Annotated in this window: 16 protein-coding genes and 2 tRNA genes; all 18 read left to right on the top strand. The window is 30.0% G+C overall.

Annotation, left to right across the window (positions count from 1 at the left end; translation table 11 throughout):
• Positions 1–43: 43 nt before the first annotated feature.
• The 18 genes from WH52_RS09115 (at position 44) to WH52_RS09030 (ending at position 16,599) form a co-directional block, all read left to right on the top strand.
• A tRNA-Val gene (locus WH52_RS09115) sits at positions 44–118 on the top strand.
• A 26-nt stretch (positions 119–144) separates the two neighbouring features.
• A tRNA-Val gene (locus WH52_RS09110) sits at positions 145–222 on the top strand.
• Positions 223–327: 105 nt separating this feature from the next.
• Positions 328–1,311 (top strand): SDR family oxidoreductase, encoded by a 984-nt coding sequence (locus tag WH52_RS09105; protein WP_086030633.1) that lies wholly within the window; start codon positions 328–330, stop codon positions 1,309–1,311.
• Positions 1,312–1,313: 2 nt separating this feature from the next.
• A complete protein-coding gene (locus WH52_RS09100; protein WP_086030646.1) occupies positions 1,314–2,597 on the top strand; it encodes a nucleotide sugar dehydrogenase in 1,284 nt (427 codons plus the stop codon).
• A 40-nt stretch (positions 2,598–2,637) separates the two neighbouring features.
• Positions 2,638–3,069, top strand: a complete 432-nt coding sequence (locus WH52_RS09095) for an adenylyltransferase/cytidyltransferase family protein (protein WP_086030632.1) — start codon at positions 2,638–2,640, stop codon at positions 3,067–3,069.
• 122 nt (positions 3,070–3,191) lie between these two features.
• Positions 3,192–4,571 (top strand): lipopolysaccharide biosynthesis protein, encoded by a 1,380-nt coding sequence (locus tag WH52_RS09090; RefSeq protein WP_158091369.1) that lies wholly within the window; start codon positions 3,192–3,194, stop codon positions 4,569–4,571.
• A gap of 1 nt (position 4,572) precedes the next feature.
• A complete protein-coding gene (locus WH52_RS09085; protein ID WP_086030630.1) occupies positions 4,573–5,565 on the top strand; it encodes a glycosyltransferase family 2 protein in 993 nt (330 codons plus the stop codon).
• A gap of 5 nt (positions 5,566–5,570) precedes the next feature.
• On the top strand, positions 5,571–6,623 hold the full coding sequence (locus WH52_RS09080; RefSeq protein ID WP_086030629.1) for a polysaccharide pyruvyl transferase family protein: 1,053 nt from the start codon (positions 5,571–5,573) through the stop codon (positions 6,621–6,623).
• Positions 6,623–7,723 (top strand): glycosyltransferase, encoded by a 1,101-nt coding sequence (locus WH52_RS09075; RefSeq protein WP_086030628.1) that lies wholly within the window; start codon positions 6,623–6,625, stop codon positions 7,721–7,723. Before WH52_RS09080 ends, WH52_RS09075 begins: the two co-directional genes overlap by 1 nt.
• Before the next feature lie 5 nt (positions 7,724–7,728).
• Positions 7,729–9,612, top strand: coding sequence for an asparagine synthase (glutamine-hydrolyzing) (asnB, locus tag WH52_RS09070; protein WP_086030627.1), 1,884 nt, complete (start codon positions 7,729–7,731; stop codon positions 9,610–9,612).
• Between the two features lie 172 nt (positions 9,613–9,784).
• Entirely contained in the window at positions 9,785–10,702 is a 918-nt protein-coding gene (locus tag WH52_RS09065; RefSeq protein ID WP_158091368.1) for an EpsG family protein, read from the top strand.
• Between the two features lie 41 nt (positions 10,703–10,743).
• The gene (locus WH52_RS09060) at positions 10,744–11,607 is read left to right on the top strand and encodes a glycosyltransferase family 2 protein (protein ID WP_086030625.1); all 864 of its coding nucleotides are present in this window, start codon (positions 10,744–10,746) and stop codon (positions 11,605–11,607) included.
• Between the two features lie 10 nt (positions 11,608–11,617).
• On the top strand, positions 11,618–12,739 hold the full coding sequence (locus WH52_RS09055; RefSeq protein ID WP_158091367.1) for a glycosyltransferase family 4 protein: 1,122 nt from the start codon (positions 11,618–11,620) through the stop codon (positions 12,737–12,739).
• Positions 12,739–13,350 carry a sugar transferase gene (locus WH52_RS09050; RefSeq protein ID WP_086030623.1) on the top strand — a complete coding sequence of 204 codons (612 nt, stop codon included), beginning with the start codon at positions 12,739–12,741 and terminating at the stop codon, positions 13,348–13,350. The genes WH52_RS09055 and WH52_RS09050 overlap by 1 nt, the downstream gene beginning before the upstream one ends.
• 8 nt (positions 13,351–13,358) lie before the next feature.
• Positions 13,359–14,135: a TauD/TfdA family dioxygenase gene (locus WH52_RS09045; protein ID WP_086030622.1), complete on the top strand. Its 777-nt coding sequence runs from the start codon at positions 13,359–13,361 to the stop codon at positions 14,133–14,135.
• The gene (locus tag WH52_RS09040; RefSeq protein WP_086030621.1) at positions 14,123–14,854 is read left to right on the top strand and encodes an aldo/keto reductase; all 732 of its coding nucleotides are present in this window, start codon (positions 14,123–14,125) and stop codon (positions 14,852–14,854) included. Before WH52_RS09045 ends, WH52_RS09040 begins: the two co-directional genes overlap by 13 nt.
• A 1-nt stretch (position 14,855) precedes the next feature.
• Complete coding sequence (locus tag WH52_RS09035; RefSeq protein ID WP_086030620.1) at positions 14,856–15,473, top strand: acetyltransferase; 618 nt, start codon at positions 14,856–14,858, stop codon at positions 15,471–15,473.
• On the top strand, positions 15,466–16,599 hold the full coding sequence (locus tag WH52_RS09030; protein WP_143592122.1) for a DegT/DnrJ/EryC1/StrS family aminotransferase: 1,134 nt from the start codon (positions 15,466–15,468) through the stop codon (positions 16,597–16,599). The genes WH52_RS09035 and WH52_RS09030 overlap by 8 nt, the downstream gene beginning before the upstream one ends.
• Positions 16,600–16,629: the final 30 nt, after the last annotated feature.

The following is a 16,629-nucleotide window of genomic DNA, read 5'->3' as shown; positions in this document are numbered from 1 at the left end:
TATCTAAAAGAGTTATATATTTGCACCCGCAATAAACAATTAAGGGCGCGTAGCTCAGTTGGTTCAGAGCACTTGGTTTACACCCAAGGGGTCAGGGGTTCGAATCCCTTCGCGCCCACAATTCTTAAAAGTTTAATTGCAATCGGGCGCGTAGCTCAGTTGGTTCAGAGCACTTGGTTTACACCCAAGGGGTCAGGGGTTCGAATCCCTTCGCGCCCACCAAAGGTCTTCATCATAATAGATGAGGACTTTTTTATTTTATAACGTTTTGGTAATACTATTTTTTGTAGTTTTGCCCATTGAAAAAGGATAGAAATCTTCAATATTATGGATATAAACCTTTCAGGTAAAAAAATATTAGTAACCGGTGGGGCTGGATTTATAGGCTCAAACTTGTGTGAGGCACTATTAGAAAAGAATAATACAGTTGTTTGTTTAGATAATTTTGCAACAGGAAAACGAGAAAATATTTCTCATTTATCAGAGGATGAAAATTTTACCCTGATTGAAGGCGATATTAGAGTTCTAGAAGATTGTAAAAAAGCTGTTGAAGGAGCTGATTATGTTTTACATCAAGCCGCTTTGGGTTCGGTGCCTCGTTCAATTAAAGATCCAATAACTTCGAATGATGTAAATGTTGGAGGTTTTTTAAATATGTTAGTTGCATCACGGGATGCTGGAGTGAAAAGATTTGTATATGCAGCAAGTTCTTCAACATACGGGGACTCTAAGGGATTACCAAAGGTGGAAGATGTAATCGGGAAACCATTATCTCCTTATGCAATTACTAAATATGTAAATGAGCTATATGCAGATGTTTTTTCTAAAACATATGGTATAGAAATGATAGGGCTGAGGTATTTTAATGTGTTCGGAAGAAAACAAGATCCTAATGGAGCATATGCCGCAGTAATTCCAAAATTTGTAGGTCAACTTATGAAAGGAGAGTCTCCAACCATTAATGGAGATGGTAATTATTCACGTGACTTTACTTATATAGATAATGTAATTCAAGCGAATATGTTGTCACTAGTTATAGAAAATGAAAAAGCAGTGAATACAGTGTATAATGTAGCGTATGGAGATAGAAATACTTTGAATGACTTAGTAGGGTATTTAAAGGAGTATTTATCTGAGTTTGATTCTAAGATAAATAACATAAATGTAGAGTATGGGCCTAACAGGCAAGGTGACATACCTCATTCACTTGCAAGTATAGAAAAAGCAAAAGAATTATTAAATTACAATCCACAATTTTCTCTTCAAGAAGGATTAAAGGAAGCGGTAAAGTGGTATTGGGAAAACTTATAGAAATGAATCAAACAAAAATAGCTGTTATTGGATTAGGTTATGTGGGACTTCCATTAGCGAGATTATTTGCTACAAAATATTCAACAGTAGGATTTGATATAAATAAAGAAAGAGTAGCAGAATTAATGTCAGGAACGGATTCTACTTTAGAAGTGGCAGATGATGTTCTTCAGTCTGTGTTAGTAGAAAAATCTTCTGGTAAATTAGGTTTATATTGTTCGACTTCATTGGAGGATATCAAAGATTGTAATTACTATATAGTTACAGTTCCTACCCCTGTGGATAAAAATAATCGCCCTGTTTTAACTCCACTGGTTAAGGCTAGTGAAACTGTAGGGGAGGTGTTGAAGAAGGGAGATGTGGTGGTTTACGAATCTACAGTTTATCCTGGTGCAACAGAAGAAGAATGTATTCCGGTTTTAGAAAAAGTATCGGGTTTAACCTTTAATAAAGATTTTTATGGAGGGTATTCACCTGAAAGAATTAATCCTGGAGATAAAGAACATACCGTAGAAAAAATTTTAAAAGTAACTTCTGGTTCGACTCCTGAGATAGGAAAGAAAGTAGATGAGTTGTATAAATCAGTGATTACAGCTGGGACTCACTTGGCGCCTACAATTAAAGTAGCAGAAGCAGCCAAAGTTATAGAAAATTCTCAACGAGATATTAATATTGCCTTTGTTAATGAGTTAGCAAAGATATTTGGATTAATGGATATTAATACTCATGATGTATTAGAAGCAGCTGGAACGAAATGGAACTTTTTACCGTTTAAACCAGGGTTAGTTGGAGGACATTGTATTGGAGTTGATCCTTATTATCTAGCCCAAAAAGCTCAAGAATACGGGTATCACCCAGAGATAATTTTGGCAGGGAGAAGGTTGAATGATAGTATGGGAGAATATGTGGCTTCTGAAGTGGTTAAGCTAATGATTAAGAAAGGTATTCGCATTAAGAATGCTAATATCTTAGTATTAGGGATTACTTTTAAAGAAAATTGTCCAGATGTCAGAAATACGAAAGCAGTTGATGTAATTAGTGCATTGAGTGAATATGGAACTAATGTTACTATATATGATCCATGGGCAAATGAAGAGGAGGTTAAGAAAGAGTACAATTTGGTTTCTACTAAGGAGCTTCCAAATAAAAAATTTGATGCAATTGTTCTAACCGTTGCTCATCAAGAATTTAGCTCATTGAATTTTTCATTATTAAAAAATGAAAAATCAGTAGTATATGATGTGAAAAATTCTCTATCCGATGATATAAGAGATAAAGTGTTGTAGTAGATGAGTTAGTTTCTTTGGAATAAATAAAAATATTAAAATGAAAATAGGAATAACATTTAGTTCATTTGATTTGTTACATGCTGGGCATATTAAAATGTTAGAGGATGCAAAACGTCAATGTGATTATTTAATTTGTGGGCTTCAAACTGACCCAACTATAGATAGACCAGAAAAAAACAAACCTGTTCAATCAGTTGTGGAAAGATATATTCAGTTGAAAGGGTGTAAATATGTAGATGAAATTGTACCATATGCTACAGAGCAAGATTTAGAGGATGTTTTACGGTCTTTTAAAATAGATGTGCGCATTATTGGCGAAGAATATGGAAATAAGCAGTTTACTGGAAGAGATTATTGTGAGGAAAAAGGAGTTAAACTTTACTTTAATAAAAGAGAACACCGTTTTTCAAGCAGTGGTTTAAGGAAAGAAGTTCATGAGAAGGAAAGTTTAAAACATAAAAAAAACTAATATCCTGATTTAATTATACTTGTTTTATTAATTAGAAAAAGTTTTAGAAGATATTAAATGATTGAATATTTCATACTTTGAAAAAATAAAGATAATTGAGAGAGAGTAAAAATAAAAGTTTATTGAGTTTAACAATTTTATACTCAATAGGGAATCTATCTTCTAAAGTAATAAATTTTGTATTAGTTTTTTTTATAACATTTTACTTAAGTCAAAAAGCTGTAGGAGAATTTGATTTGATATTAATTACATTGGGCTTATTAAGTCCGTTTGTAACTTTTCAATTAACTGATTCAGCCTTAAGATGGTTATTGGATAATGATTCAAAAGAAAATGCAAAACAAGTGTTTTCTACTGTGACTATAGTTTTTCTTATTTCTCATTCCATCTTTTTATTCTTTATTATAATTTACGACTATTTTTTAGATTTAAAATATTTAAAGTTTATTTATTTTTTGCTCTTAAGTCAATCTTTTTGCCAGTTTTTTTTACAGTGTGTTAGAGGTTTAGCTAAGAACAATTTGTACGTAATTTCAGGAGTAATAAATTCTGCAGTATATGTGTTGTTTGCTGTTCTGTTTTTATATTTTACTAAATTGGGGGTTGAAGGGTTGCTTTATTCAAGTATAATATCTACTGTTTTAACAAGCATTGTTCTTCTCATAAAAGGAGGTTTATATGAGTTTTGGGAACTCAGTTATGTTTCTGTTTCTTTTGCAAAAAAACTTTTAAAATATTCAATGCCTTTAATACCTAACTCATTAAGTTGGTGGGCGGTCTCTTCTGCAAATAGATATGTGATTTTATTGTATTTAGGAGCAGGAGCAAATGGTATTTTTGCTATTTCTTATAAGTTGCCAACAATACTGTTAATGCTCACTAATATTTTTTATTTAGCTTGGCAAGAAAAAGCAATATTGAACCATGATGAAGAAGATAGAGATATATATTATTCAACAGTTTTAAGACAATATTTGAAGATATTGTTTGCGATATCTATAATGATTGTTGGTGTAAATAAGGTATTGTTATCTTATATTGTAGAAGATAGTTTTTTTGATGCTTGGAGATACACCCCTTTATTGTTGTTTAGTATAATATTAAGCTCGATAGCTGGTTTTTATGGAACAGGATATTTAGGGGCGAAAAAAACAAAAGGAGCCTTAATTAGCAGTGTTGTTGGAGGAGTTGTAGCGGTGGTTTTTTCGTTTTTATTGATTCCAAAATATAGTTTATATGGTGCTAGTTTGGCAATAGTTTTGGGATATTTATGTTTGTTATTAGTGAGAATAAAACATATGAAGTCTATTATGAATATTGACTTTCCAATAAAGTTATTTGTTAGTTTATTACTTACGTTGTTATTGGTTTCTAGTCTTAACCATATTAATGAATATATAATGTATATAAATGTAATACTATCCATAATTATTGCAACGGTTATTTGTAAAGATAATCTACTTAATATATTGAGCACATTAAAAAATAAAATATATCAATAGTATGGTTTCTATTATAATGCCTGTCTATAATGTTGAAAAATACATTGCTAAAAGTGTACAAAGTGTTTTGGATCAAACATTTGTTGATTTTGAATTGTTAGTTATTAATGATGGAACAAAAGATGCTAGTATTGATGTATTAAAAAAGTTTAACGACCAAAGAATTAAAGTTTTTCATAAAAAGAATGGTGGACTTTCTGATGCTAGAAATTATGGGATGGAAAGAGCAAAAGGTGAATATATATATTTTATGGATAGTGATGACTGGGTTGAACCTAATATATTAGAGGTTTGTTTGAATAAAATGACCCTATATCATTCTGATTTTTTAATTTTTGGATATTTCTTAGATAAAGAAGATACGAACGGTAAAGTTAGATCTTCCGTGGTTAAAAAACATTTTGAGATAGAATATAGTAGAGAGAGAGTCGATTTAAAAATTGATAGAAATACTTTAAACTTGATGGGGTATGCTTGGAATAAATTTTATAAAGCTAGTTTTTTAAAATCAAACAAACTGAAGTTTGAAAAAGGAGTGTCATTAGTTGAAGATATTTTGTTTAATACTCAAGTATATAATTTATCTAAAAATATTCTTTTTATAGAAGAACCCCTCTATCATTATATAGATAGGCCAACAGTTTCATTAATTAAAACTTTTCATAAAAACTCATTTGAATTAAAGATAAAAAAGGCAAATGCAGTATTAAATTTTCTCGAGTTATGGAAGATAGATGATTCTCAAAAGAAAAACATTATGTCTGACTTAATTTTAAATAGTGTAAGATATTGTGCTCATAATTTATTTTCATTTAAAAACGATTTAAACTTAATTGAAAAGTATAAATATTTAAAGATGATGGTAAATGATGATAAAGTACAAGAATATGTTAGTTCATATAAACCGACATCGATTTCAGACAAAGTAATAAAAAGGGTAATAGAAATTAGAAACAGTGTTCTATTATATTGTTTATATAAAATTAAAAAATAAGATAAATGTTATTAAGTAAATATGTTTCGTTTGAAATAAAGACTAGAATCCTATTGTTTTTAAAAGCTTTTAAAAAGGAAATAAGTTTTTCTTTTTTAGAGCAAAATACAAACAAAAAGGTGTTTGTATTTCTTGCAGCTGATTATGGAAATCTAGGAGATGTTGCTATAACATACGCTCAAACAAGGTTTTTAAAAGAGGTTTTAAATGAATACGAAGTTGTTGATGTTCCAATAAGTAAAACTTTGGATGGGATTTATCAAATAAAAAAGTATATATCTAAAGATGATATTGTTACTACAGTTGGTGGTGGTAATTTTGGAGACCTCTATGAACAGATAGAGTTTTATAGACAACTTATTGTTGAAAGCTTTCCAAACAACAAGATTATTTCATTTCCTCAGACCATAGATTTTTCTGAATCAAAAAAAGGGCAAAAAGCTTTAAGAAAAGCGATTAAAAGATATGGGAAGCATAAAGACTTAACATTTGTAGCTAGAGAGAAAGTTTCGTATGCTTTAATGAAAAAGCTTTTAAAGAACAATGTTATACTTACACCTGATATTGTTATGAGTTTGGATAAAATATTACCAAAGGAAGAACGTAATGGAGTTGTATTATGTTTAAGAAAAGATAATGAAAAGTTATTGAAGGAAAATGAGCAAAATAAACTCCTAGAAATAGTGAAAAATAATTTTGAAGTTAGTAAGGAATATGATACTCATATTGGTAGAAATAACTTAACATTAGAAGAGAGGAATGAAGAGTTGAATAAAATTTGGAGGAACTTTAAAGAGGCTGAACTTGTTATTACCGATAGATTACACGGAATGATTTTTTGCTATATTACTAATACTCCTTGCTTGGTTTTTCCTAATAATAACCATAAAGTGAAAGGTTCTTTAGAATGGATTAAGGATAGAAGTAATATTAAATTGGTTGAGAAATTCTTAGAAGATGAGATAGAGAATTTTATTAGTGAAAAGAAGTTTGTTTTGAATAACCATAAGCCAGTGTATGAAAGTTTTGAAGGATTAATTAAATTGTTAAAGTCATAATGAAAAGAATTTTACATGTAACCGGTACTATGAACAGAGCTGGTGCTGAGACAATGTTAATGAATATCTATAGAGAAATTGACCGTAAAAAGTATCAGTTTGATTTTGTCGTTTTTACAAGTGTAAAAAGTGATTTTGAAGATGAAATTAAATCTTTAGGAGGTAAAATTTATGTTATAAACGAAAAAAATGCTATCAAACGTTTTTTAAAATTAAGAAAACTACTTTCGGATCATAAAGAGTATCAAGTGGTTCACTGTCATACGAATTTTAGCAATGCATTTCATTTATTAAGTGCGAGATTAGCTAAGGTTAAGAAAAGAATAGCGCATTCTCATAATACAACGGATAAATCAAGAAATGTCTTTGTGAGTTTTTTTTATCATAAGATAGCAAAGGCTTTTATTAATGGTTTATCAACACATTATGTTTCTTGTGGAAAAGAAGCGAGTAAACTTTTATTTTATAAGAATAAATCGGTATTGGTAATACCTAACTCTGTTGATGTTTATAAATTGGCAGATTATGGGGAAAGTAGTAAGAATTATATAAATAATTTATTTAACCTAACAAACGAACAATTAAAAATTATCCAGGTAGGCAGATTACAGCCAGAAAAAAATCATTTGTTTTCTATTGAAATAGCAAAAGAGCTGAGAGAATCAAATGTTGATTTTAGAATGTTTTTTCTTGGAGTAGGGCTATTAGAGAGTAAGCTTAAAGAGAAAGTAAAAGAATATGGTTTAGAGAAGATAGTTTCATTCTTAGGAATAAGAGAAGATGTTCCTCAATTCATGGGGGGAGCAGATATCATGCTATTACCATCTTTTTATGAAGGTTTTCCGGTAGTATTGGTTGAGTCGCAAGCTGTAGGAGTTCCTTCTCTTATTTCAAATATGATTTCTAGTGAAGTAGACTTAGGATCTAAAACAATCCACTTTGAAGAGATAAAAGATAGTTATATTTGGAGTGAAAAAATAAAGGAAATAGTAGCTTTACCAGAGACAGATAAGAAAGAAAGAATTGAAAGCATTGTAGAAAAAGGATTTGATATAAAAACGAATGCTAAAAGTTTAATAGAATTTTATAATTTAAACTAGAGAGAATGTGTGGATTTGCAGGTTTAGTAGCCAAAAGCAGAATAGAAGAAGCTAGGTTTTCTGATTTTATTAAGTCAAGTGAATTAATGGACCATAGGGGACCTGACTATCGAGGAGTTTATCGAGACGAGAATGTATTGATGATTCATTATAGATTAAGTATTTTAGATTTGGATAATCGGTCAAATCAGCCTTTTTTTTCTAACTCCAAAGAGCATGTTTGTGTCTATAATGGGGAAATTTACAATTATAAAGATATTGCAAATGAACATTCTTTAATAACTCATACTACTTCTGATACTGAGGTAATGATAGAGACTTATGAGAAAAATAAAATTTCGAGTATAAGAGAATGGAATGGAATATTTTCAACTGTAATTTATAATACTGAAAATAAAGAGTTGTGCTTTGTTAGGGATAGATTAGGGATAAAACCCTTATATATTTATGAAGATGAAGAAGTTTTGTTGTTTGCTTCAGAAGCAAAAGTAATACTAAATTGGTTAAAAAGTTTTGAGTTAGACTATAAAGGACTATCACAATATATGTGGTTTGGGAACACTACTGGAGAGCAAACTATGGTTAAAGGCTTGAAGAAACATAAACCTGGAACTATAGCTAGTTTTTCAACTGTTAATAATAATTGGATAGAAGAACAAGAATATTGGTCAATAAAAAATGATGTAGGAACAACACTTTTAAGTGAAAAAGAGGTAATAAATGAAGTTAAAGTTAAATTAGAAACGGCTGTATCTAGGCAACTAGTCTCCGATGTTCCAATTGGAGTTTTACTGAGCGGGGGGATTGATTCCAGTGCCGTTACTGCATTTTCTTCAATGCATTACTCATCAAAAATCGATACATATTCTGTTGTTTATGATTATAATAAAGATGCAGATAATGAATTGGGAAACGCAAAACTGATAGCTGATAAATTTAAAACTAATCATAATGAGTTAATGGTTACATCTAATGATGTTAAAGATATTTTTTGTGATTTAGTATTTCAATATGATGAACCATTTGCTGAAGCTGCTAGTATTCCTTTATATCAATTAAGTAAGTTGTGCTCAAAAGATAAACGAGTGATTTTACAAGGAGATGGAGGAGATGAGTTGTTCGCAGGCTATAGGAGGTATAATGTTTTAAAGTCATTTCATACTTGGAAAAAGATTTCAAAGTTATATCCGTTATTACCTAAGAAAAATTGGAAAGAGCGTATGAAGCGGATGTCTTTTATTTTAAATCAGGAAACAGAAGGATCCATGATGGCTTATTATATGTCACAAGAAGTTTCATATAAGTCACCTTATCAGGTTCTTAGTAAAAGTTTGAGTTATGAAGTTGAGAAAGAAAACTGGAAAGAAGATTATGAAAAGCAAAATAAGCTTTTTATAAATGAGGATAGAGTGCAAAAAATGCTTAAGGTAGACGCTAATATATTATTACCTCATACCTATTTAGAAAAAGTCGATAAGGCAACTATGTTAAATAGTGTAGAAGCGCGAGTGCCAATGTTGGATAATGATTTAGTAAGTTTTGCTTTTTCTATACCTTCTAAATTGAAGGTGAAAAATAATGAGAAAAAGTATTTGTTAAAAAAAGCCTTAGAAGGGCTAATCCCAAATGAAATTCTTTATGGGAAAAAGAATGGGTTTAATACACCTATAAGTGCTTGGTTGAGGAAGGATTTGTATTCTTTTGCAAAGGAATCTTTTATGAGTAATAAAAATGATATTTTAGATGTAGGAAAATGTATAGATATATTAGAAAAGCATAAAAATAACGAAGCTGATTATAGTTTTCTTTTATGGAAAATATTAATTTTAAATACTTGGATATCATATTATCAAGGGAAAATTGTTTTTAAAAGGTCAATAACGTTTTAGTATGTTTGATTTTATAAACCCTAGTGACTATTCCTATTTTCATTATCAATTTTATTTGATAATAGCTATATTAATTTTTTTAAACTCTCTTACTTATAAGTTAAACGATACTAGGAACGTTGGGGTTCTCAATGTTATCGGGTATTTATATATGGTTTTTATAGTTTTCTATATGGGAATGAGACCAATCAATGGGGTGTTTGTTGATATGACTGTATATGCCAATATGTTTAAAAGGTATCAGGAAAGTGGTTTTATTGAATATTCTGATGATTATGGGTTTTATTATTTCTTAGAACTATGTGGTGATTATATGAATGTAGAAACTTTTTTCTTTGTCTGTGCCTGTCTTTATGTATTACCACTGTTTTTTTTGTCTAAAAAATTATTTCGTCAATATTGGTTTTATTCTTTTTTAATTTTATGTGGTTCGTTTTCTTTTTGGAGTTATGGAACCAATGGTATAAGGAATGGGATAGCTACATCTATATTCTTATTAGCATTTTTTTATAGGAAGAATAGACCTCTTTTAATAGGAACAATGATTCTTGCTTGCAGTTTTCATCAATCATTGTTATTACCTACATTAGCATATATAGTTTCTATATATTATAGGTCCTCTAAAGGGTATTTGTTGTTTTGGTTTTCTTCTATATTAATATCTCTTGTATTAGGGAATTACTTAGTTCTTTTAGTTGGAGGGGCTGGATTTGGAACTGAAAAAGTCGGAGCATATTTTACTGAGAATGTGAATGAAGAGTTTAGAGGAATGGGGTTCCGATGGGATTTTATTATTTATAGCTCACTAGCAGTTTTTTCTGGTTGGTATTATATATTTAAGAAAAAAATCAATGATGTTTTTTATAATCAAATGTATAATATTTTTTTAATAGCAAATGCAGCTTGGATTTTAGTAATAAGAGTAAACTTTTCAAACAGGTTTGCTTATCTGTCATGGTTTATGATGGGGTTAATTATAATTTATCCCTTATTAACAAATAAAATATTAAAGTACCAAAACTTTAAAATAGGAGCTGTGGTAATTATTTATTATTCATTTACGTATTTAATGAATGTCGTTTTAGCTTAAAAAGAACCACAAAGCATAAATTTATAACAAAAGAGAAAAAAATGAATGTTACAATCGCAATACCTTTTTATAATGCAGAGAAGTTTCTTCCTGATGCTATAAAGTCGGTTTTCGCTCAAACGCATAAAGAATGGGAACTATTATTAATAGATGACGGGTCTTCAGATAACTCATTAGCTATTGCTAATTCTGTAAAAGACTCACGCGTTAAGGTTTTCTCTGATGGTAAAAATAAAAAGTTGGCTGGAAGGTTAAACGAAGTAACTAAAATGGCAAGTTATGATTTTATAGTTAGGATGGACGCAGATGATTTGATGATGCCGAATAGAGTCGAAAAGTTAGTGAAAATTATTAAAGAAAATAAGGTAGATATAGTAACATCTGGTGTTTATTCTGTTTTGAATGATTTAAGTGTTATTGGGGTAAGAGGGGACGATTATGATAATGCAAGCTTTAAAGAGATTTTAACCAAAAGGAAAGGCGTAACACATGCTGCATTAATAGCTAGAAAAGAATGGTATAAAAGAAATATATATGATGAAAATCTAAGCGTTGCTCAAGATTTAGATTTGTGGCTAAGGTCTTCAAAAAGGAATGATTTAAAAATTATATCTATTTCTGAACCTTTATATATTTATAGAGAAGAAAATAACGTAACAACAAAAAAGTTGTTAAAAGCTTATAAGAACGAAAGAAGAATGATTAGAAAATATGTAGGACACTATAGTCTTTTGATCTTTAAGTCCTACTTAAAATCTATTGTTGTCTCAATATTGTCAGTTTTTGGTAAAGTCAAAATATTGCAAAAAAATAGAAGTAAAAAAGAGATTACTCAAAGTGAATTAAAGTTGTATAAAGAGGCAATTAAAATTATTAAAGAAACTAAAGTAGATGGGCTTAGATAGTAGAAAAAAAATGTTTATAATCACTACTGTCCCAGATGCGTTAATTTTCTTTCAAGGACAGATTTCTTACTTGTCTAAAGAATTCAATATTACATTAGTATCCTCCGCTGGAGATAAACTAGTTAAAAAGGCAAAAGAGCATGGAGTAAATTACCATAGTATTGAAATGAAAAGGGAAATATCTGTGTTTAACGACTTGCTAAGTTTGTTTAAACTCCTGTTTTTCTTTTTTAAAGAAAAACCTGATATTGTTCATGGAAACACTCCGAAAGCTAGTTTCTTATCTATGATCGCATCTTACATAGTAGGTGTAAAAACAAGAATTTATTATATTCATGGGTTAAGATACGAAGGAGAAAAAGGGATTAAGAGAAAAGTACTAATGTTTATTGAAAAAATATCAACTTTTTTAGCTACCAATATATTTGTTGTAAGTAATGGATTAGTAAATGAATTAAAAAAAAATAAGATAACAAGGAAAAAGGTCAGTGTAATTGGAAATGGAAGTATAAATGGGATAAATTCAGATTTTTTCGATCCTAGTATAGTTCAAAGTAATTTACAGAGAGAGGAACTGTTACTTAAGAATACTGATTTTGTTTTTGGTTTTGTAGGTCGATTGGTAGGAGATAAAGGTATAAACGAATTAGTAACAGCATTTAGCCGTATTCAAGAAGAGTTTGTTAATGCCAAATTGTTATTAATAGGAAGATATGAAGAGCATTTGAACCCAATAAAACCCGAAATAAAGAAAGAGATTGAAGAGAATAGTTCTATTTTTTTTCTTGGTTTTAAAGAGGATGTTAGGCCTTATTATAAAATAATGGATCTATTTGTTTTTCCTTCATATAGAGAAGGTTTTGGAGTCTCTTTAATGGAAGCTGGAGCGATGAGTATACCGTCTATTTCATCCAATATTACGGGATGTAATGAAATAGTAAAGAATAATGTAAACGGTTTTCTAATTCCAGCTAGAGATGCAAAAGCGTTATATGATAAAATGAAATTTTGTATTGAAAATAAAGAAGTTATGAGGAAGATGAAAAAAAACTCGCGTAACGTTATTGTTGAGGCATATGAACAGAAAAAGCATTGGGAAGAAGTGATGAAAATTTATAAAATTATAAGTTAATGTTTTTATATAAGCTTTACATAAAAAGAATAATCGATTTGGTTTTTTCTATTTTTGGGTTGTTAATTCTTAGCCCTTTTTTAGTAGTTTTGATTATTATCCTTACTTTTTCTAATAAAGGAAATCCTTTTTTTCTACAGAAAAGAGGAGGGATAAATAACTCTATTTTTAAAGTAATTAAATTCAAAACAATGAATGATAGAAGAAATGAAAATGGAGAATTACTACCCGACCAAGAAAGAATAACAAAAGTTGGTAGTTTTGTAAGGAAAACGTCTTTAGATGAGTTACCTCAATTGATTAATGTATTTAAGGGAGATATGAGTATTATTGGACCAAGACCTTTTTTTGCAGAGTATTTAAGCTTATATACCGATTATCAAAAAAGAAGACATGAGGTAAGGCCGGGTATTACGGGGTGGGCTCAGGTGAATGGAAGAAATAATTTATCTTGGACCAAAAAATTTGAATTAGATGTATGGTACGTGGATAATTTATCTTTTCTTTTAGATGTCAAAATCCTTTTTATAACTTTGAAGAAAGTTTTATTATCTAAAGATGTTAATAAAGAAGGTGAAACAACTACAGTGAAATTTAACGGAACAAATTAAAAAAGAAAATGAAATTTATAACAGAAGTTAAGCTAAGAACAAACGATCCTGAAGTAGCTGCAAAAGAAGTGAAAAAGGCTCTAAAACAATTTAAAGTAATTAAGGTAGTTCCTGAATGGTATTTAGGAGATTTAAGGGAGTTTTATGATGTTTTTACTGATCATGTTGGAGAATCAATTAATATAGGAGAAGATTTCAAAAATGAAGGTGCTCAAACACATGAAAAGTGGTTAGAGATTAGGTATGATCATGATATTCCAGATATGTCAGCATATAGGCATAGTAAAAATGCACAACCTTTACACACGGATGAATCTTACATTGCTGATCCTGCTGATATTATGTTGTTTTATAGTGTTAATAAGGCAATAAAAGGTGGAGCTACTACATTTATAGACGGTCCAGTTTTGTTAAAATATATGGAAGAGAACTGTCCCGAGTTATTAGAACGTTTGAAGACAACTGATGTAAGGTATAGAAAAGCTGGAGAGGAACGTACCGAAAAAATTATTGATATTAAAGAAGATGGGTTAATCCATTTTAACTATAATTATTATTGTATTGATAAGGATGAGGCTGAGGAAAATAAAGCTTTAAATAAAGAGTTTTTTGAGTTCTTACAAAACTATGTGGCAAACTCTCATATGATTGAACAAGTAACTTTAAATCCTGGAGAAGCAGTATTGTGGTGGGATGAATTAGTTTTACATGGTAGAACTTCATATGAAGTAGTAAAAACGAATGACAGATTTATCTGGAAAACAGGACTAAAGTGGAAGAATTAAAGAACAAGTTATCTTTAAGTTCAATTACTTTGGGAACAATGCGTTTCGCTGATAAAAATATGTCTGTTGAAGAGGTAATAAGACTAATTGAAGAAGCAAATGATATTGGAATAACTACACATCATTCTTCTTATGAGTATAGTTCCTATGAATTGTATTGTAATGCACTTAAAAAGACGTCGTGTAAAAATAATCTAAAGCACATAGCTAAAATATCTGCTCCACATTTTGAGGACAGTGAGTTCTCCTTTAATAATCTGGAAGAAAGGGTAGATAATGAACTAGAAAGATTAAATGTTGATACAATTGATGTTTTGCAATGGCTTGTAAGGTCTAAACCTATTAATGATATTGATAGATTACATACTTTAAACTCTCAACAAAAAGAAATAGAAGAAGGTTTAAATACTCTTAAAAATAAAGGGAAAGTTAAAAGTGTTTTTAGTTTTCCTTATTCAGTGAATTTTGCGGAAGAAGTAATCAAAATTTCAGTGGTAGATGGTATAGTAGCATATCTTAATCATGAAGAAAAAGAGTATGAACCCTTTGCTAACTCTAAACCTTTTATAGCTATTAGACCTTTCTTTGCTGGTAAATTAATTGAAAAACTAGGGGTTGAAGCTAGTTTAAACTATACTTGTGGGCAAAAAGGAGTATTGTCTACAATTGTTGGAATAAATAGATTAAGTCACTTAGAAAGTTATAAGAAATTCTTATAGTATGTTTTTTTTGTATGGAGCAAGCGGACATGGTAAAGTAATCTTGGAGATTTTAAAATCTTCAGGTAAAGATGTCTATGGTATTTTTGATGATGGAAATAATTTACCAAGTACTATTTTAGAAGTGCCAATCTTAGGTGTCTTTTCAGAAGATAAATGGAATGAAAGCTATGCTTTAATAATTTCCATAGGGAATAATAACATACGTAAAATAATAGTTGAAAAGCTTGACGTTACCTTTGGAATAGCGATACATCCAAAATCTCAAATATCTCCTAGTGTAAAAATAGGAAAAGGAACAACATTAATGGCTGGGAGTATAGTTAATGCGAGTACTAGAATAGGTGAACATTGCATTGTTAATACTAATGCTAGTTTAGATCACGATTGTGTAATAGAAGATTTTGTTCACATATCACCAGGAGCAGTGATTACTGGTGGCGTGTCAATAGGAGAAGGGACTCATATTGGAGCTGGAGTAATAGTAATTCCAGGTGTTAAAATTGGAAAATGGGTTACTATTGGAGCTGGAGCGGTAATTATTAATAATATTCCTGATTATACTACAGTTGTAGGGAATCCAGGCAGAATTATAAAACAAAAAGAAAAGAATGGATAAAATTTGGTTGTCTTCTCCACATATGGGAGGAGGAGAGCAAAAATATGTTCAAGAAGCATTTGATACTAATTGGGTGGCTCCTTTAGGTCCAAATGTTAATGGTTTTGAAAAGGATTTAGAAAATTATATTGAAGAAAGTTCAAAAGTAGCTTGTTTATCTTCAGGAACTTCAGCACTGCATTTAGCGCTTATTTTAGCTAAAGTTTCTAAGGATGATGAAGTCATTTGCCAAAGTATGACTTTTTCTGCTTCGGCAAACCCAATTGTTTATCAAGGAGCAACTCCTGTTTTTGTTGATAGTGAGAAAGAAACTTGGAATATGTGCCCTAAATCTTTACTTGAAGCAATTGAAGATGGAATTTCAAAAGGAAATAAACCTAAAGCAGTAATAGTTGTACACTTATATGGGATGCCAGCTAAAATGGATGAAATATTAGCTATTACCAATAAGTATAATATAACTTTAATTGAAGATGCTGCTGAAGCATTAGGTTCTGCATATAAAGGAAAGAAATGCGGAACTTTTGGAGATTTTGGTATTCTTTCTTTTAATGGAAATAAAATTATTACTACTTCAGGAGGAGGAGCATTAGTTTGTAAATCTGATGATGACAAGCAAAAAGCAATTTTTTTAGCTACTCAAGCAAGAGATAATGCTCCACATTATCAGCATAGTCATATTGGTTATAATTACCGAATGAGTAATATTACCGCGGGAATTGGTAGAGGGCAAATGGAGGTTTTAGATAAGCATATTTCTTATAGAAGGAATAATAACGAATTTTATAAGGATATATTTAGTAATATCGAAGGTGTGGAGGTGTTTAAGGAACCTTCAACAGATTATTTTTCCAATCATTGGTTAAGTGCAATTGTTGTTGATAAAAGTGTGACAGGGTTTTCAAGAGAAGATTTACGTTTAAGTCTTTTAGAAGATAATATAGAGTCAAGACCTTTATGGAAACCAATGCATATGCAACCGGTGTTTAAAGATTGTAGTTATTATGGAACTAGTGTTTCTGAAGAATTATTTGAAAATGGATTGTGTTTACCTTCTGGCTCTAATTTAACAGAGGAAGATAAAGAAAGAATAAAAAGATCAATTAATAAGTTGATAAATAAATAAAAAATAAGCTCAGAAAATTTTCTGAGCTTA

Origin of the sequence: Tenacibaculum holothuriorum (assembly GCF_002120225.1) — a bacterium.
In the GTDB taxonomy this organism is placed as follows: Bacteria; Bacteroidota; Bacteroidia; order Flavobacteriales; family Flavobacteriaceae; genus Polaribacter; species Polaribacter holothuriorum.
This window is presented reverse-complemented; position numbering and strand designations above follow the sequence as displayed.